General features: G+C 62.2%; 14 protein-coding genes. 7 read left to right on the top strand and 7 right to left on the bottom strand.

Features of this window, described 5'->3' with window-relative positions; translation table 11 throughout:
- Positions 1-9 precede the first annotated feature (9 nt).
- On the top strand, positions 10-1,005 hold the full coding sequence (locus ACTHXA_RS00120; protein ID WP_441668105.1) for a permease prefix domain 1-containing protein: 996 nt from the start codon (positions 10-12) through the stop codon (positions 1,003-1,005).
- Positions 1,006-1,010: 5 nt separating this feature from the next.
- Here the strand turns inward: ACTHXA_RS00120 and ACTHXA_RS00125 are convergent, their stop codons facing one another.
- Positions 1,011-2,372 carry an aminopeptidase P family protein gene (locus ACTHXA_RS00125; protein WP_441668107.1) on the bottom strand — a complete coding sequence of 454 codons (1,362 nt, stop codon included), beginning with the start codon at positions 2,370-2,372 and terminating at the stop codon, positions 1,011-1,013.
- A gap of 41 nt (positions 2,373-2,413) precedes the next feature.
- Positions 2,414-3,454 (bottom strand): endonuclease/exonuclease/phosphatase family protein, encoded by a 1,041-nt coding sequence (locus ACTHXA_RS00130; protein WP_441668109.1) that lies wholly within the window; start codon positions 3,452-3,454, stop codon positions 2,414-2,416.
- A gap of 68 nt (positions 3,455-3,522) precedes the next feature.
- Between ACTHXA_RS00130 and ACTHXA_RS00135 the strand changes: the two genes are divergently transcribed.
- Positions 3,523-4,404 (top strand): PHP domain-containing protein, encoded by an 882-nt coding sequence (locus ACTHXA_RS00135; RefSeq protein ID WP_441668111.1) that lies wholly within the window; start codon positions 3,523-3,525, stop codon positions 4,402-4,404.
- Positions 4,405-4,409: 5 nt separating this feature from the next.
- On the opposite strand, the gene ACTHXA_RS00140 is transcribed toward ACTHXA_RS00135, so the two are convergent.
- The gene (locus tag ACTHXA_RS00140) at positions 4,410-5,879 is read right to left on the bottom strand and encodes a DEAD/DEAH box helicase (protein WP_441668113.1); all 1,470 of its coding nucleotides are present in this window, start codon (positions 5,877-5,879) and stop codon (positions 4,410-4,412) included.
- Between the two features lie 133 nt (positions 5,880-6,012).
- On the opposite strand from ACTHXA_RS00140, the gene ACTHXA_RS00145 reads away from it, so the two are divergent.
- Positions 6,013-6,639 (top strand): hypothetical protein, encoded by a 627-nt coding sequence (locus ACTHXA_RS00145; protein WP_441668115.1) that lies wholly within the window; start codon positions 6,013-6,015, stop codon positions 6,637-6,639.
- 38 nt (positions 6,640-6,677) lie between these two features.
- Here ACTHXA_RS00145 and ACTHXA_RS00150 read toward each other — a convergent pair whose 3' ends face one another.
- Both ACTHXA_RS00150 and ACTHXA_RS00155 read right to left on the bottom strand, forming a co-directional pair.
- Positions 6,678-7,004, bottom strand: coding sequence for a hypothetical protein (locus ACTHXA_RS00150; protein WP_441668117.1), 327 nt, complete (start codon positions 7,002-7,004; stop codon positions 6,678-6,680).
- Positions 7,005-7,006: 2 nt separating this feature from the next.
- Complete coding sequence (locus tag ACTHXA_RS00155; RefSeq protein WP_441668119.1) at positions 7,007-7,279, bottom strand: DUF3107 domain-containing protein; 273 nt, start codon at positions 7,277-7,279, stop codon at positions 7,007-7,009.
- Between the two features lie 39 nt (positions 7,280-7,318).
- Here ACTHXA_RS00155 and ACTHXA_RS00160 point away from each other — a divergent pair, with 39 nt between their 5' ends.
- Together ACTHXA_RS00160 and ACTHXA_RS00165 are read left to right on the top strand one after the other, a co-directional pair.
- Positions 7,319-10,594 (top strand): PD-(D/E)XK nuclease family protein, encoded by a 3,276-nt coding sequence (locus tag ACTHXA_RS00160; RefSeq protein WP_441668121.1) that lies wholly within the window; start codon positions 7,319-7,321, stop codon positions 10,592-10,594.
- Positions 10,591-13,956, top strand: a complete 3,366-nt coding sequence (locus ACTHXA_RS00165) for an ATP-dependent helicase (RefSeq protein ID WP_441668123.1) — start codon at positions 10,591-10,593, stop codon at positions 13,954-13,956. The genes ACTHXA_RS00160 and ACTHXA_RS00165 overlap by 4 nt, the downstream gene beginning before the upstream one ends.
- A 17-nt stretch (positions 13,957-13,973) precedes the next feature.
- Here ACTHXA_RS00165 and ACTHXA_RS00170 read toward each other — a convergent pair whose 3' ends face one another.
- Positions 13,974-15,125, bottom strand: a complete 1,152-nt coding sequence (locus ACTHXA_RS00170; RefSeq protein ID WP_441668125.1) for a phosphotransferase — start codon at positions 15,123-15,125, stop codon at positions 13,974-13,976.
- 78 nt (positions 15,126-15,203) lie between these two features.
- On the opposite strand from ACTHXA_RS00170, the gene nudC reads away from it, so the two are divergent.
- Both nudC and ACTHXA_RS00180 read left to right on the top strand, forming a co-directional pair.
- Positions 15,204-16,142, top strand: coding sequence for an NAD(+) diphosphatase (gene nudC / locus ACTHXA_RS00175; protein WP_441668127.1), 939 nt, complete (start codon positions 15,204-15,206; stop codon positions 16,140-16,142).
- A complete protein-coding gene (locus ACTHXA_RS00180) occupies positions 16,123-17,856 on the top strand; it encodes an ATP-dependent helicase (protein ID WP_441668129.1) in 1,734 nt (577 codons plus the stop codon). Before nudC ends, ACTHXA_RS00180 begins: the two co-directional genes overlap by 20 nt.
- On the opposite strand, the gene ACTHXA_RS00185 is transcribed toward ACTHXA_RS00180, so the two are convergent.
- A complete protein-coding gene (locus ACTHXA_RS00185; protein ID WP_441668131.1) occupies positions 17,738-18,616 on the bottom strand; it encodes a hypothetical protein in 879 nt (292 codons plus the stop codon). The genes ACTHXA_RS00180 and ACTHXA_RS00185 overlap by 119 nt on opposite strands.
- Positions 18,617-18,627: the final 11 nt, after the last annotated feature.

Consider the following 18,627-nt stretch of genomic DNA (forward strand, 5'->3'; position numbering starts at 1 on the left):
TGAGTTCTCATGGACGCAATCAAGAGCTATATCGACCACATGTTTCGCGGCCTGCCCAAGACCGGTGAAGTCACCAAGGCACAGCGGGAACTCCAGCAGATGTGCGAGGACCGCTATAACGAGCTTCGCGCCGATGGGGTCAGCGAACACGAGGCCGTTGGGCGCGTGATCACGCAGTTCGGTGACTTGGATGAACTTGCCGACGATCTCGGAATTCGAAGTGAGCTCGATGGCATTGCAGGTTTAGGCGTCGAAGCGCTGGATGTGTCTCGCGAGGAAGCGGAACGGTTCCTGCGTACGCGAAAGCGCGCAGCACGACTGATTGCTGGCGGCATCTTCGTGATCATGCTGGGGGTGTCCAACATGATCCTTTTCAGCGAAATTGCATCCGAAGACGAGGAACTGAACCCGATTTCACTCGTACTCTTTTTCCTCGCCGCTGCCATCGCGGTCGGAATGTTCATCGTCAGTGGCATGTCGCTCGGACGCTTCGATCGCTATGAACGCCACCAACTGCGACTCGATGCTGCGGCCTACCAGCACTATCGCGATGTTCGCGAAGCAGAACAGGGCCGGTACACCGCCTCAATTGTGGCCGGTGTGTTGGTCATGATTTTGGCCTTTGGCATGGCCGCGACCGGCGGCATCCTGAGCGACCAGGGCGCCGGGGATGGCACCATGTGGCTCGTGGGACCCATGCCGTTGATCATCAGTATTGGGGTTGGCATTCTGGTCATGGCCGGGATGCGACGCGGGTCACTCAATCAGCTCACCCTCGAAGGTGAATACGATCCCGAGGTGCGCAAAGACAATGAACTCATCGGCAAGATCGCTGGACCGTACTGGATGCTTGCCGTTCTCGTGTTCCTCGCGTGGAGCTTCATCGGCGACGCCTGGGAACGCAGCTGGATCATGTGGCCGATTGCGGGTGTGCTCTTCGGACTCATCGCGGTCACCATCCAAGGATTTGTGAGCGACCGCGATAAGAAGGGCGTCGGTCGGTAACCTCCCTAGGAGCGAACCCGGCGCATCCACACCTCAACATCATCCGCGGTGCGGGGAATCTCAATCGAGAGGTTCTCCGCACCGTTTTCGGTGACGAGGATATCGTCTTCGATGCGCACACCGATGCCGCGAAGCTCTTCGGGCACCGTGAGGTCATCGGGCTGAAAGTAGAGTCCGGGTTCGATCGTAAACACCATGCCGGCTTCTACCGTGCCGTCGAGATACATTTCGCGTCGCGCCTGCGCGCAGTCATGCACGTCGAGGCCGAGGTGGTGGCTCGTACCGTGCACCATATAGCGGCGATGCGGCTGGTTACCCGGCTGCAGCGCATCCTCGAGTGACATCGGCAGTACACCCCACTCATCGAGGGTGGCCGCAATCGAACGCAGCGCAGTGTCGTGCACCTCGCGGAACGTGATGCCGGGCCGAACAATATTGAACGCAGTGTCGGCGGCCTTGCGGACCGCTTCATACACGCGGCGCTGCACCGGCGAAAAGGCACCGTTCACCGGCAAGGTGCGGGTGATGTCCGCGGTGTAAAGCGAATCAACCTCGACCCCGGCGTCGATCAGGATGAGGTCGCCGGAACGCACCGGGCCGTCATTGTCGGTCCAGTGCAGGATGCACGCGTGGGATCCGGAGGCAGCGATCGTGTCATAGCCGACCGCGTTGCCGTCGAGCCGTGCCCGAGCCTGAAACGCGCCCTCGACAATTCGCTCGCCTCGCGGGTGGTCGGCGGCACGAGCGATCTCGCGAATAATGTCCTCGAAGCCGCGCGCGGTCGCGTCGATCGCATCCCGCAGCTCGCGAATTTCCCATTCGTCCTTGACGAGGCGCATTTCGCTGAGCTCTTGTGCAAGCTGCGGGGTGTCCAGCTCAAGATCACCTCGGCGGTGTTCGAACTCGTCAATGTGCTTGGTGGCGATGTCGAACTGTGCGCTCACCTGCTTGAGCGACGGCCGCGGCCCGGTCCAGAATTCACCAATTGCCGAGTTCGCGTAGAACTCGTCAGTATCGCGTCCCGCACCCTCTCGGAAGTAGAGGGTCGCCTCGTGGCCGTCACCGGTCGGGTTGAGCACGAGCTTTGCGCCCGGCACGGTGTCGGAGCCCCAGCCCGTGAGGTAGGTGAAGGACGTGTGTGCCCGGTACGGGTAGTCGACGTCATTGGAGCGTGGTTTCGGGTCTCCTGCGGCGATCACAATGCGCTCACCCGGATGCTGTGCCGACAACCGTTCACGACGGGCGGCGGCGTAGCTCGCCACTTCTGCGCGTTCCGCGACGACTTCCTCGCGTGGTGCCCAGCCCTGCGTGATGAAATCGCGGAAGGTATCGGATGCGGGGGTCGTGGAACGGTTGCTATCACTCATCCCGTCATTGTCTCACCAACCACGGTGAGCTCATTGAGTGGTTAGGACACTGGCGTCAGCTCCGCGAACACCGGTCGGTGGTCCGAGCCGGCACGGTCCTGACTCTGGATCACCTCAAAGCCGGTGGTCTCCCACTGTGCCGTAGACATGACGTGGTCGATTGCGGGAACGAGATAGGGGTGGCGGCCGCTGGTCCAGGTACCCGCCTGGGCCCCCGAAAGATCTTGCGCCGAATCCGAACAATCGCCGAAGACGGAACCCTCAACATCCGAATTCTCGAGACCGTACATGTGGTCGAGCGTCGCGTTGAAGTCGCCGCCGATGATCGTGTTGCCCTCGCAAATGCCGGAGAGCCACTCGAGGTCGCTGCGCCACAGATCCATGTACTCGGCGGTTGGCGCAATCGGGTGCGCCGCAACCAACCGCGGGCCATCGCCGTTGACGGGCTCGGCGATCACGGTGGCCAGGGCGGAGGTGTCCCCGTAGTCCTCGACAAGCTGGTATTCACCCAGATCGGAGGAAATCAGAATTGTGGTTTCCGCGGCACGATAACCGGGCGCACCGGTATTCGACAGCACCCACATGGGGGAGCCACCCTCAGACATGAGACCGGCGATTTCTACGCCCATATCCTGCGTGGTTTCCGGCAGCATCACCACGTCGGCCTCATAGTCGAGTGCGAGCTGGGCGATTGTCGGGGACCCTGGCTCATTGCCGAGGGTATTCCACGCGAGCACGCGAATTGCCTCTTCATTACCGGTGGGCGGCGTGGAAATGGTGATGCCGCGCATGAGGTAGTTCGCGCCGCCGCCGATGAGGAGGATCACCAGGGCAATCGCGGTGCCGGCCAGGAGCGCGCGGACCTGGCGGGAAATGAGGAGGAAGAGCGCAATCACGATGAGGGACCCCGCGATGGCGAGCAGCATCACGAGACGGAATGAGATTGCTTGGCTCACGAGCAGCTCGCGCTGCACACCGAACCACTGCGGCCACACAAAAATGGCACCCGCGAGAAACACGATGATGCCAAAGATGATGCCGAAGACGGCCCAGGCTGGGGAGATTTTCTTAGGTTTCGCCATGACCGGATTACTTTAGCCCGCGGGATTGATAATGGGTTGTGACGCGCTGCAGCCTAGGATGCTGAACTATGAGTACGACTGGATTTGATGCCGAGCGACCAATTGATCTGCATACGCACTCAAACGTGTCGGACGGTACCGAGTCACCCGGCGAGGTGATCCGGCAAGCGCAACGGGCGGGCCTGGGCACAATCGCCCTCACCGACCACGACACTTGGGATGGCTGGGATGAAGCTGCCGCAGTGGCCAAGGCTGCTGGAATTACTTTCGTGCCGGGAGTGGAGTTTTCGACCCAGGTCTACGGCGCATCCGTTCATGTGCTTGGCTACTTGGTTGACCGACACAATGTCGAGCTATACGAGTCCATTACCGAGGTGCGTGAGAGCCGACTCACTCGTGCCGAGCGCATGGTCGAGCGGATCGGCGTTGACTTTCCGCTGACCTGGGAGGACGTGTTGGGTGAGTCAGAAGTGGGTGCGACCATTGGCCGCCCGCACATTGCGGATGCCCTGATTCGTCGCGGGATTGTGGCGGACCGGTCCGAGGCATTCGAGAGCATTTTGCACTGGCGGGGTGGCTACTATCAGCCGCATCACGCGCCCGAACCGGAAGAGGCGATCCGACTCATCCGAAATGCGGGGGGAGTTGCGGTGCTCGCCCACCCGGGTAGTCGCGGACGCGTGGGTCTGGACGGCGGAAGGTTCGAGCGTCTGGTTGCTGCGGGGCTTGCCGGTGTCGAGATCTATCACCGAGAGAACGACGAGGATAGTCGCGCGCTGCTGTGGGACTACGCGCGCGAATTTGACCTCATCGTCACCGGTTCAAGTGACTACCACGGTGCTGGAAAAGAGAACCGGCTCGGTGAAAACACCACCGAGCCGGAATACTTGCAGCGAATTATCGATGCCGCCACGGGCACGAAGCCGCAATACGGCTCGTCGTCGGCCTAGACTCCCTAGTCCTCGGAAGCTTGCTGTCCGGAACCGGAGCTGGAGCCTGAACCTGTCCGGCGACGGCGTCGACGACGGGGCTTGCTTGCAGCTTGCTCAGTTCCGGCATCGCTTTCGGTGCTGTCGGTGGTTGCCGCGGAACCCTGTGCCTGCTCAGTCGAACCACTGCTACTCCCGCTGCGACGGCGTCGACGTGTTCGCGTACGGTTGCCGTTCGACCGCGATGCCGTACCCTCGCCAGCAGACTTTCGAGCTTCCCTGGGCGGAGCATCCTTTCCCCGGGTAGTGGCACCGGGAAGACGACCCTTGGTGCCCTCGGGGATATTGAGGTCGGCGAAGAGGTGTGGTGACGAGGAGTAGGTTTCCACGGGTTCGGCGGCCGGTAGTTCGAGGGCCTTGGCGATCATCGTCCACCGGTGCTGGTCATCCCAGTCCATGAAGGTGACGGCGATTCCGGTCTTGCCTGCGCGACCGGTGCGACCCACGCGGTGCAAATAGGTCTTTTCATCCTCGGGAATCGTGTGGTTGATGACGTGCGACACATCATCGACGTCGATACCGCGAGCGGCGACATCGGTGGCGATCAGCACATCCTTTTTGCCCTCACGGAATTGATTCATGGAGCGCTCTCGCTGCCCCTGATCCATATCACCGTGCACCGCGACCGCGGCGAAACCGCGGTCCTTGAGTTCCTCAAAGAGCTTTGCGGCCGCGCGCTTCGTCCGCATGAAGATCACGACTTTTTCACGGCCGGTTGCCTGCAGGATGCGGGCAATCATTTCATCCTTATCGAGCGGGTGAGCGCGATACACGATGTGCTTAATATTCGCCTGCAGGATTCCCTCATCGGGATCGCTGACCCGGATGTGCACTGGCGTAGTCATGAATCGACGCGCCAGATTCAGGATCGGCCCGGGCATGGTCGCCGAGAACAGCATCGTGTGGCGGATCGCCGGAACCGAAGAAAAGATGCGCTCGATATCGGGCAGGAAACCGAGGTCGAGCATCCGGTCGGCCTCGTCGAGGACGATCTCGCTCACGTTCTTGAGCGAGAGGATGCGCTGGTTCATGAGATCGAGCAGGCGCCCGGGGGTACCGACGATCACCTGCGCACCGTTCTTGATTTGCTCGACCTGCTCTTCATAGGCCTTGCCGCCATAGATCGGCACCACGGTGGTGCCGCGTTCGGAAGCGGCGAGCTTGAGATCCTCGTGCACCTGGGAGGCGAGTTCGCGAGTCGGGGTGACGACGAGTGCCTTGACACCGGGTTCCGGGTTCGCACCGAGTCGCTGCAGGAGGGGCAGGCCGAACCCGAGTGTCTTACCGGTACCGGTTTTCGCTTGACCGATGATGTCCTGCCCGCGAAGCGCGAGCGGGATCGTCTCGGCCTGGATCGGGAATGCATCGGTGACGCCGTGCTGGGAAAGCACCTGCACAATGTCGGAATCGATTCCGAGTTCGGTGAAAGTAACCAAAAAACTACGCCCTAACAAATTGGGGATGAAATGGCGCCCCTTTTTCCTTGGGCGCTCGCGTGCCGTCTGCGGCAACGCGCTCAAGCCTAGCGTGCGGTGCCTTGGCGAGACTCGAACTGCGTAGGATGGGCCTGTGACCCGCGAAACTGAGATCCACGATGCCCTCGTCCCCGCAACGGCGGAACTCCGCCAATTTGCTGTCCGCGCACTGGTGAGCTTGGAAACGGAACTCGATGCGCTTCGGAAGGAATACTCATCGCTATCGGTGGCGCTGGAGATCAGCCACGCCGCCGATCTGATTGCACAGCGCGCCGGTTACGCGCGCGAAACGGTGGGCGCGGAACCGCACGAGCATTACGACAACCTGATCGCGCAGCTTTGGGCGCGCACGCGCGGCCGCGATGCGCACGAGCAGCTGCTATCGGTGCACCTCAATGCCGGGTTTTTCGAGGATGTGCTTCGCCACCTCGGTGACGGTCAACTCGATGACCTCATTGGCTGGGAAGACGTGCAGGAATCGGTGGTTGACGCCTTGCGGAAGCTCTTCGAACTCGACACGAAACTCGACGATCGACTCGCAGTGTGGGGCCGACGAATCGCCGGTGACTCGGTGCTGTGGGCGCGACAGATCCTCGGTATTGCACCCGGAGAACACCCCGACGATGTCATCGAAGGAGCCGATGAGATCGTCGAGGCGATGGTCAAGGCCCTGTTCGCGCAGCACTCCCGGCGCATGAATACGCTCGAGCTTGCTGCGTAACCGGCCGCGCGGAAACGCGCTCGTGCTGAGTTAGCGCGTTAGAGGACCGAGGGGCCTGCGTGGCTCAAGCGATCGAGCAGTTCCTGATCGCTGCGCACCCGCTGTCGGGGGAGCGTGAATGCCATCGGCACCACGACTGCTGCGACGATCACGACGAGCAGCACCCAGATAACCGCGCGGTCATAGGCCAACCACGAGAAGGCCGGGATCTTAAGCAACCAGGTCGCGACTACCCAGAATGCGAGCCCGACCGCAGTACCGACACCGGGAATGAGGGCGCTGCCCATCACAGTTCTGGGCCGAACGAGGAAACTCGCAGCGAGTCCGATCAGCAGGCTAAAAATGCCAGCGAAAAAGAGTTCCATTGCTACGCGACGAAGCCAATGCGGCGCTGGGTCTCTTCACCAATTTCGACAAACGTGATCTTCGCGCTGTTCACGAGGATGACGCGCTCACGGTCATCGACGAAGCGGGCGATACCTGACTCGAGTGACTCGGTGACGATCTTTTCTACGTCAGCTGCGGACTGGTTGGACTCAAAACTGATCTCGCGGGGCGAGTTTTCAACGCCGATACGAATTTCCACAAGCGCGCCTTTCACTAGGTCTGGGAGATAGAGCACCAGCCTACCGATCGACATTCGAGAATTATGTCGGTGGCTGGCGATACCTTTGGGGCCATGAGCGAACAGCCTATTCTGCAGCGCGAGATTGACCTCGATGAAACGCAGCTCCGCGTGGTCGAGAGTGACCCTCGTCGGTCCCTAGCCGTGATTGGCGCACCCGGTTCTGGCCGCACCACGACACTGGTTGAGCTCGTGGCCGCCCGCATCGCCGCCGGTGTTCGTCCCGAAGAGATCATTGCGATTGCGGCGAATCGAAAGCTCGCGGCTGACCTGCGCGATCATATTGAGCAGCGCGTACGGGTCGCCGCCGCCGGCGGCACGTTGGGGAGGACGGCCGCGTCACTCGCGATTGAAATTATCGCGGAAGAGCAGTCTCGGCAGGGCCTACCCGCACCGAAACTCCTGACCGGATCGCAGCAGGACGATATTCTTGCCGATCTCATCACCGGGCTGCTCGATGAGGATGCACCCGGTGCGGCCTTTCGCGCAGCCGGTGAATGGCCCGACTGGTTCGGTCCCGAGACGCTGCAGCTCCGCGGCTTTCGGGATGAGATGCGCGCTTTGCTGGGGGCGATGGTGGAAGAAGGCATCTCACCGCAGCAGCTTCGGGAACTCGCCCTCGAACCAAATAGCGAGCCCTCCGCCGGGACGCGGCACCGGGCGCTGTGGCGAGGCGCGGCGATGATTGCGCAGCAGTATTCTGACGTGCTCGATCGGGCATTTGAGGGGAGTTTTGATTCCGGTCAGGCGCTAAGTGAGGCGGCGTTGCTCTTGCTGGAGCGTGACGGCCTCGGGCTGGAACGACGCGTCTTTGACCGGGTCAAGCTCGTGGTGGTCGATGACTCGCAAGAACTGACCGAACCGGCAAGGCGACTCGTGCGGGCCTTCGAGGTACGGGGTGCCCAGATCGTCAGCTTTGGCGATCCGGATATTGGTACCGGGGCATTTCACGGTGGCCGCGCAACGCTCGCGGTGAATTGGCGCGATGACTCCTATCCAGCCCCCGAGCGGGTCGAGCTTGGCAGCGTGCACCGCCACGGCCCGCAGTTGCGGTCCGCGGTGCAAAAAGCCACCGCGGGGTTGGGCGCGGCGCTTGCGGGTACGCAGCGACAAACCCCAAGCGTCGGGGCGGATGCGCGCGGGGAGGTGCCCATTGCCGCGCAGACAATCCAGCCCAGCGAAGTCGAGGAAATGAGCCTCATCACGGGCTATCTCCGCAGACTGCACCTGCTTGACGGGGTGCCTTGGGAGGAGATGGCAGTGATCTCTCGAAGTGGTGCGCGACTGCCAGCGCTCGCTCGAGCATTCGATCGGGCGCGAATCCCCACGAGTACATCGACCCCGCTACCCGCCGCCGATGACGCGACAGTCCGGGCGATCATTGAACTGGGCGAAGCTGCGGTCGCCGAGGGCATTGAATCGGATGCGCTCCAGCGAGTCTTGCGTTCACCGCTGTTTGGAATCGATCCGCTCGAGCTTCGTCGGATGCGCCGGGCACACTATCTCGCCGATCTCGAGCACGAGAACCGCGCCGGGGCACAGGTGCTCACCGACACGGTGAATGCGCGGCTTCGAGGCGAAGCAGACGAGGTGGGTGAGGCCACCCTCGCACAGTTGAAAAGCTCCCACGGGTGGCTCGGTGCCGACGCCGTTCGTCGCGTCGCCGAAGTGCTTGGCCGGATGGTCGGTCGGTTGCGTGCGGGCGACCCGATTGACACCGCACTGTTTGAGGCCTGGCGCGACGAGAAGCGTGCGGCGCGGTGGCAAGAAATTGCGCTGGGTTCGGAAACCGCGTCGGTGGCGATGAATCGGCGACTCGATGCGCTGACGGTGCTCTTTGATCGGGCAAAACGGTTCGTAGAGCGAGAACCACACGCCTCGCTCGCGGCCTTCCTCATCGAATGGCAACGCGATTCGGTCGTGGATGACTCCCTCGCGGGGTTCTCGGGTCGAGACGCCGTGACGCTCACCACACCTGCCGGCGCGGTTGGCCGCCAGTGGAAAGTCGTGGTGGTGGCCGGCGTGAACGAAGGCGTGTGGCCCAATCTAAAGGTGCGTGACTCGCTACTGGGTTCGGGGCGACTCGGGGAGGCACAGGGCGATGCACCGCTGGGAATCATTGACCGTCGCGCCGAGGTACTCAGCGACGAAACCCGCATGCTGGTGGCCTCGCTATCGCGTGCCAGTGAACGCATCCTCGTCACCGCGATCGCCGGGGAGGACGCGCAGCCCTCGAGGTATCTCCACTCACTTGCATTGACGGATCTGCCGAAGGAATTCAGCCTTGGTTCGGTCGGACAATTCGGCTACGAAGAGCTCACGCTCGAAGGCCTCGTGGCCGTATTGCGCCGGGAGATCGCGGCCCGGGAAATTGGCGCTGAGGCCCTGAGCGGTGATGCCGAGCACGCGCTCGCGAGACTTGCCCGCACCGAGGTGGCCGGTGCGCATCCTTCGAGTTGGTTTGGCATTCGCGGACGATCCACCAAAGCACCACTGGTGAGCGCCGAGGACGACACGCTTCGCTTGCAGCTGTACCCCTCGGGGATCGACAGCTTCTTTGAATGTGGCGTGAACTGGTTCATTGATCAGTATTCGGGCAGCGCCCCGAGCGACGCAATGACCATTGGAAACATCCTGCACCTCGCGGCCGAGAAGGAAGCCGGATTCGCCGACCGAACAGAAATGATGGACTTCGCCGAAGCGAAACTGCGCGAAATGAATTTTGATGCCGAGTGGGTTGAAGAAATTCAAGTGAATATGGTCCGCGGGGCCGCCGAATCACTCTGGACGTACCTGCGGCGCGACGGTTCGGAAGTGATCGCGAACGAACACGCATTCCGGTTCCTGCTCGAACGCGAACTCGAGAGCGGAATCCGCGCGGAAATAACGGTCTCCGGCAGGATCGACCGAATGGAAGCCACCGACTCGGGCCTGCGCATCATCGACGTGAAGACCGGTACCAAGAAGCCAACGAAAACCGAGCTCTTCGATAATCGGCAGCTGCGCGCCTATCAACTCGCGCATCGCCACGAGGTGCTTCCCGCGGCTGCCCAGCAACTCAAGGTCGAAACTGCGGCACTGCTCTTCCCTCGGATCCGCACAAAGGACGAGCTCTGGTCGCTGTCGGAACAGGCTGCCTTTAACGCTGACGAACTCGATGTTGTGGAAGACAACTTCCTCGAAGCGGCTTTCGGTGAGGCAGGGTTCCCGATGGCCGGTCTCGCTCCCGACCTCGAGGCCGCCCCCGCCTATCTTTCCGACCACGAGAAACACTGCCTGCCCAACAACCGCAACTGCCACATCCACGCCATTGCCGAGGTAACCGAATGACCCACGTATCCCACGAAGACATCGCGAAAGCACTCTCGAGCGACGGTAAGTTCTATCTGCCCACCGAAGAACAGCAGGCGATCATCGAGGCCTCGCTCGACCCCGCTCTGGTAGTTGCGGGCGCGGGTAGCGGCAAGACCCAGACCATGATGCTGCGCATCCTATGGCTGATCGCGAATGAGGGGATTTCGCCACAGCAAGTCTTGGGGTTGACCTTCACCCGCAAGGCTGCGGGGGAGTTGCGTGAGCGGATCGAGACCGGGCTCGACGGTCTTCGACAAGCGGGTCTCATCAAGATCGACGAGTTTGATGTCCCGCAGGTGTCGACCTATAACTCCTATGCCAACTCGATCTACGCGCAGTATGCGCTCCTCGTGGGCCGGGATCCAGACGCAATCCTGCTCGACCAGCCGGGCGCGTTCTCACTCATGCGGCAAACGCTCCTCGAGCATGAAGATGAGGCGCTGCCTGCCCTCGAAAAGCCGTCCATTGGCCACATGAGTGGTGTCGCGCTGAGCATTGCTCGAGGGATGCGTGAAATGCGACTCAACGCCGCGACTGTGCGGGAGCGCGTGGATGCGGTGCTTGAGACACTCACCTCGCTACCGGGCCGAAAAACAAACGACACGAAGGCAATTCTTGAGCGCCTTGGGTTGTTGAAACTCTATGCGGGGATCGCCGACCGTTACGAGGCCACCAAGCGCGAAGCCGGGGTCGTGGAATTTAGCGACCAAGTTGCCACCGCGGCCGAGATTCTCGAACTCGACCCGTCGATCGCTGGGGAGCTCCGAGAACAGGCGCAGGTTGTGATTCTGGATGAGTATCAAGACACCTCGGTCGGGCAGATTCGCTTGCTCTCAAATGTCTTCAAGGGGCACAACGTGATGGCGGTGGGGGACCCGAAACAGTCGATCTATGGTTGGCGCGGCGCGAGTGCGGCCAATATGAAGCGCTTCGACGATGACTTCTTTGGGCTGCGACCCGGCCAGAAGTTTGAGCTGTCCGTATCCTGGCGAAATGATGAGCGCATCCTCGAATGCGCCAACCGCGTTGCGGCCACACTCCCGGAAGCTCAGGGCGCCAAGGTGCTTGCCCCACGAAAGGGTGCTGGCGTGGGAACGGTCGATCACGCGTATTTGCTGACCGACGGCGATGAAGCCGCGTACATCGCGAAGTGGTTCCGCGAGCTGCTCGTGGACAGTCCCGACGGACAAGATCGCACTGCCGCAGTCCTTGTCCGCGCACGATCACATATGGCGATCATCGCAAAAGCCCTCGCCGAAGCCGATGTCCCGCATCAGGTGCTCGGGCTCGGCGGGCTATTTCGCACCCCTGAGGTAGTCGACCTCAATTCGATACTGCGCGCGGCGGCCGACGAACACGCGGGCAGCGAACTCATTCGACTGCTCGTGGGCGCCCAATTCGAGCTCGGCCTCGCCGATATCGTCACGCTGCACGACATCGCGCGGCAACAGTCACGACGCGATAGCGACGGCCAGCCACTGACTTCGGAGCGCGTGGCACTGGAACGTCACGACGCAAAAACTGAGGACCGCGGCGTCAGCCTCGTGGATGCCCTCGACGTCTTGCGCAGTTCGAAACCGGGCGTATTCCGCGGTTGGGGACTGAGCGAAATCGGCGAAAACCGTCTCCGAGAGGCCGCGGAACTCCTCCACGATGTGCGCATCCGACTGAGCCTGCCGCTGACCGATTTGGTTGACTACGCGATCCGACGTTCGCGGTTGGACATCGAAACCGTGGCGAACGCGAATCGACCCGTTGGCCGGGCGAATCTCGAGGCCTATCTGGATGCCGTTGTCGGGTACACGGCCGCGAACCCGATGGCGGATGTGCACGAGTTTCTTGACTGGGTGGAGCTCGCCGAAAGCGATGACAAACTCGCCGAAATCACCGAGGTCAGCGAAAAGAAGGGGGTCGTGCAACTCACCACGATGCACTCCGCGAAGGGCCTCGAATGGGATTACGTTGCCATCGCTCAGCTCAGCGACAAGGTGCTCCCGGATACCAAGGGCAGCTCGACCTGGATCCCGTCCGATGAACTGCCGTACGAATTGCGCGACGATCACCGTGACCTGCCACAGTTCGATTGGCAGCATGCCGAATCGCTCGATGACATCAAAGCCGAACTCAAGGTAGACAAAACACGCGTGCTGCCACCACCCGTGGGGGAACGGCCATCATTCACGGCCCAAAAACTTGCGCACCAACTTAATGAAGACCGGCGACTCGCGTATGTCGCGGTCACCCGTGCCCGCAGCACGCTGCTGCTTACCGGGTCGCGCTGGCGCGGTCGCAACAAGCAGCAATCCTTCCCGTCCGCGTTCCTCCACGAAATGGTCGGCGATATCACGCTGGACTGCCCTCCCGGGAGCGAACCGTATGCGCTGATCGATGACGAGCCGGTCATATTCTCCGAAGACCAGACCGCCGACGACCGCCGCGGGATCAACAAGATTCTCGCAACCAACCCGAACGAGGGCGGCAGTTACCAGGTGTGGCCACGACCACCCATGGCAACACCCAGACTGGAACGACTGCGGGCCTCGGCCCAGCGCATCCACGACCACATCGCCGGCAGCGATGTGCCGGCTGGCAAGGATTCGCGCGCTACTGAGCACATGCACGACCAGCTCATTGATCTGCTCATCGCCGAGCGTGACACCGAAGGCCAGCACACGGAATTACGCCTCCCGGAACGGTTTGGCGCTTCGCTGCTCTCCGACCTGCTCAAGGACCCGGTTGCCGTTGCGAGGCAGCGTCGGCGACCCATGCCGCAGGAACCGTTTCGCGCCACCCTCATCGGAAACCTTTTCCACGGGTGGGTGGAATCCCTCTACACGGATGTGGGTGGCGGTGGCACGATGCTCGAAGGCGCCGATCTCGACGACGAGGATCGCGCGGACACCGGGCTCATCGCCGCGGCAGAAGCCGATATCGCGCGGCTCGAACAGTTCAAACAGACCTTCCTCGCAAGCCGATTCGCGCGCGACGGCAACCGCCCCGCAGCGGTGGAACTCGCGATCAACAGCCCGCTCGGCAACCACACGATTGTCGGCAAGCTCGACGCGGTATATATCGACGAAGCGAGCGGCGAGGTGGAAATTGTCGACTGGAAAACCGGCCGCGCACCACGCACTCGAGAAGAACGCGAGGGTCGAGAACTCCAATTAATGTGTTACGCGCACGCCTATTCGCAGGGCTTTGACGTGCCGCTGGAACGGATCCGCGCCACGCTCTACTACGTCTCGAGCGATGAAGAAATCTCGGTTCGTGATTTGCTCAGCCGCGAGGCATTAATTCACAAGCTGGAGGCAGCCCAAGAACAGGTCAGCGCAGGCTAGCGCCGAGCGACTCACCTTTAGCGGCCGCGGTTCGGATTCTCCTCGGTGTCGTACACCACTTCGTCGTCACCGTGGAGATTCTCCGGCTCTTCGTCGAGGTGATCACCGGGCTGTAATTCGCCGGCAGGATGCTCATCCGGTTCGGGGCGAAGCAAGCGTTGACCGGGGTGGCGGTTTTTCGCCCCGGCATCAGCCAGGAGCTCCTGCACCTCAATAATGTCGAGCACCGGCAGTGTTTCGTGACGCAATTCGGTCTGCTCGAGCGCCCGCACGCGATTGACCAGGCTGTCCAGCAACTGTTCGGCATCGGCCACGATCGCTTCATCTGCCGACTCAACACCGTGCACCAGCCACCGCGCGAGCTCGAGTTCGGCATACAGCGTGGAGCGCTGCCGCAACTGCCGGTCCACCGAGGCGCCCCGGGACTCCACGTACTCATCGAAGACTGCTCTTGCCACCGCCCCGTCGCCGCTGTGCAGCCACGACATATCGCGGGCAGGGTCACCAATCCGCAAGTCACCCCAGCCCAGCACGCCGACGACACCGGCACCATTCGTGAGAAAAGAATTCCGTTCGAGCGAGCCGTGAATGACACTCGGCACGAAACTCCACAGACTCACATCATCCACCGCGCTGCCCCAACGCTCATCCAGGGCTGCGGGGAGACGGCCGGTGTCTCTGGCCTGCGCCATTAACTGCTCGATCGCCTCGCGGGAATCATTCGCGCTCTGCACCGGTAGGCCCGCGTTCTCAACGTACTGCTTCGGCAGGGCATGAATCGCCGCGATCGCTCGACCAATATCCGCCACGAGCAGCGAGTCGTGTTCGAACTGGACGCGATCGCAGGTGGTTCCGGGGATGAAGTCGTATACCGCCAGCTGCACGTCAGCGGTGTTGAGCGCGCCGATCTCGGTTGGGATCGTGAAAGAGAGCCGACTGCGTAAGCCTTTGGTGAGGCTCGCGAGGGCCCGCGAGATCGCGAGCTGTTCCTGCGAGGCTGCCTGCGAGTTGGGCCGACGCACCAGGAGGATCTGGTCGTCCCCGGTGCGCAGCACCGCCGATTGATAGTCACCGTTGGAATCAAACGTCCATTCGTTGGCACCAGCCACGACCAAACCGTCGACGGCAACGGTCGCGTACCCTGCTAGCTCAAGAAAGTGCCCACCCATACGCGCCAGACTACGAGGCCTGAGCCCATTCAGGGTCCTGCCACACCGCGCAATTTCGCGAACCTAAGATGGGCAACTATGAATGACTTCATCGAGCGACTTCCCCTGGCTCTCACCCGCACCGATCGAGACGACCTCGGCAGGGAACGCGCCCTCGAACAGCTCAAGGAAGCCGACTCGCGCATCCTGCTGCAGCATCGAGACACCGCGCTGGTGGGAAAACGCGGCACCGGACTCGCGCTCGATCTGCGCCTACCAGAGCCCCTACCGCGATATGCCGATCCGATCTACCTCGGCAAGCTCATCGAGGACCGGGAAAACACGGATGGCCGAATCGACCCGGCCGGAACCCCGATTTTTGCGGTGCTCCTCGACGACTTTGAAGCCACCGAGCTCGAGCCGGATGCCGATTCCTGGCCCATGCTCAATGAATCGGGCCTCGAGCTCGATGTGCGAGACGCGAGCTTGTACGCGCAGGCGCTTGCGATTCGCAATTTCCACCGCGCGCACCAGTTTTCACCGGTAACCGGAGAACGACTTTCCCACGAGCACGGTGGCTGGGTAGTTCGTCCCGAAAATGGTGGCCAGCCGATCTTCCCACGAGTCGATCCCGCCATCATCGTGGGTGTGGTGGATAAGCAAGACCGCATCCTGCTCGGCGCGAACGTGAATTGGAAGCCGCGCCGGTACTCGACCTTCGCCGGGTTCGTTGAGCCGGGAGAGTCCTTCGAGCAGGCGGTGAGCCGCGAACTCTTCGAGGAAGCGGGCGCCCGCGTCGTCAACCATCGATACCTCGGCTCGCAGCCGTGGCCGTTCCCCGCCAGCGTCATGATCGGTTTCCTTGCCGAACTCGACCCGGATCAGGATCCAGAATCCGTACGCGCAGACCGCCACGAAATCGCCGAAGTGCGCTGGTTCACGCGTGAGGAAATTGCGCAGAACGTTGACCTGTTGCCGCCACCGGTGTCGATCTCCCGCGCCATTATCGAGGAATGGTATGGCGGACCCCTCGAATAGGGAGGACACAACCGGTTCCAGCCTGCTCGCCGATCTCAACCCACAACAGCGCGAAGCTGCCCTCGCAGTCGTTGGCCCGGTGTGCATCCTCGCCGGGCCCGGAACCGGCAAGACCCACACCATTACCCGTCGGATCGCCTACGGAGTGCGCACCGGCGTGTATACCCCCGAGCGGGTACTCGCCCTGACCTTCACGAACCGAGCCGCGGGCGAACTTCGCGGCAGGCTCGCGGCGCTCGGTGCCCAGGCCGTCCAGGCCCGGACATTCCACTCGGCAGCCCTGCGGCAGCTCGGGTATTTCTGGCCGCACGCAATCGGCGGCGAAATGCCGCAAATCAATGCCTCGAAGGCAAAGATCCTCGCCGAAGCGGCAGAACGTGTACGGCTCCGCGTGGGGCCGACCGAACTGCGCGATATTGCTGAAGACGTCGAGTGGCGAAAGATCTCCGAGCTCACACTCGACCAGTATGCTGCGGCTCTCGAATCGGGACAGCGCACCCCACCGGCACGCCTCACCGTGGCCCAGGCGGTGGACATGCTCGCGGGCTATGAGCAGGTCAAAGACGACCGCCGAGTCATTGATTTTGAGGACATTCTGCTGGCCACCGCCGGGATGCTTGAATCCGAACCGTGGATCACGCAGCAGGTGCGCGAGCAATACCGATTCTTCGTCGTGGATGAGTATCAGGACATCTCGCCCCTTCAGCATCGACTGCTCACACTCTGGCTTGGACAGCGTCGCGACCTGTGCGTCGTTGGTGATCCCGCACAGACCATCTATTCCTTCACCGGCGCAACGAACCGCTATCTCATCGATTTCGCGCACGAGTATCCGGATGCTCGGACCGTGAAGATCGAAGGCTCTTACCGTTCGGCGACGCCTATCATCGCCGTCGCCAACTCGCTCGCCAAGCAGATTCCGCATGCGCTGCAGCTCGAACGCGCGGTTGATTCGCTGCGGCCCTCGACCTTGCCGGAACTCTTTGACTACCCTGACGAATTCGCCGAGGCCCAGGGCATCGCCACTCGAGCCGCCGAGGCAATTGCGGCGGGGGAGCAGCCTGCCCAGATCGCGGTCCTCATCCGCACCAATGGCCAGGCAGCGCCGCTCGAACGTGCCTTCCAAAACCGTGGCGTTGCCTACCGCATCGCTGGCGGTCAGTCCTTCTTTAAGCGTCCCGAGGTGCGCGCCGCGGTTGCCGGTCTGCGGGCCGCGGTGGTGGCGGAACAGGATTCCGGACCGCTCTTTCGATCGGTCAGCGATGTCCTACGCAGTCGGGGTTGGACCGTGGAACCGCCCCGGGAAGCCGGTCCCGCCCGCGAGGCCTGGGGTGCATTGGATGCGATTATGCGACTCGCTGACGCTGCCGCACCTGGAACTACCTTGGCGGCGTTCGCCAATGACCTCATGCAGCGGGCCAAACACCAGCACGAGCCCGAGGTAGCAGCGGTCACCATCTCCACGATGCACGGTGCCAAGGGCCTTGAATGGGATCGAGTCTTTGTTACCGGACTTGCGGAGGGCCGAATGCCAATTGCGCAGGCCGTCACCGAGGAAGCCATTCATGAGGAGCGAAGATTGCTGTACGTGGCGCTCACGCGAGCGCGACGGCATCTTGCGCTCTCGTATCCGCGAGCGGTGGGGGCACCATCGCGGTATCTTGCGGAGCTTGGCAACCGCATCCATCGTGGAAACTTCTCGAGCGCAGAGTGATCTCGCCGGTATCCGCAGCAATGAGCTGCCGCGTGGAACTCAGCGGGGCCACGGCATCCGGATCCTCCTGGCTGAGGAAGGCCTCACCAATAAGTCCCGCTTGGAGCGCGCCCAACCACTCAATTTCCGGTCGCAATTGTGCGGGCGTACTGGTGACGAGCTGGGTCGCGACCACGGCCCATTCCGGATGCAGGGTCAGTTTCGCGAGATCATCGCAGCGCAGGCAGGGGCTCTTGCCCGGAACGACCAGCGGACCAAGTAGCACTCCGGCCGTGTCGCGCACCAGGACCAAGTGCGGCACATCGCCTGACATCAGCGGCAGATAGCGCCGTGGCGGAACCACGTAGTCGGCAACGTCAATCACGAGGTCCGCTGCCGTGAGCGGACCTCGATGATCCGCGCCGAGGATCGCGGTGTCGTGATTCCTACGCAGGAATTCTTTGGCAACGAGTTGCGCCAGGGATTCGGTATGCGGGCCCGTGCGCACGCACACGCGACGCCTCGGTGTTGCTCGAGTCGACTGCGGCTCGCACACGTCGAGCAGCGCCTGCACCACAGTGTCGATACGGGCTTCGCCGAGCCCATGCGATTCGGCAAGGGTTCTGAGGAACGCTTCGCTGGTACCAAGTTGGAGCGACTCCAACATCAAATGCACGGCCGGATGATCCGGAACGATGCAGCCTTTGTGGCTGCCACCGACTCGGATTTCGGCCGGGCTCGACCAAGTAATCGGGGTGTGTTCGGGAAGTCGGTAGCGCACACCGCCATCAT

Source organism: Gulosibacter sp. (assembly GCF_052090685.1).
Lineage (GTDB): Bacteria > Actinomycetota > Actinomycetes > Actinomycetales > Microbacteriaceae > Gulosibacter.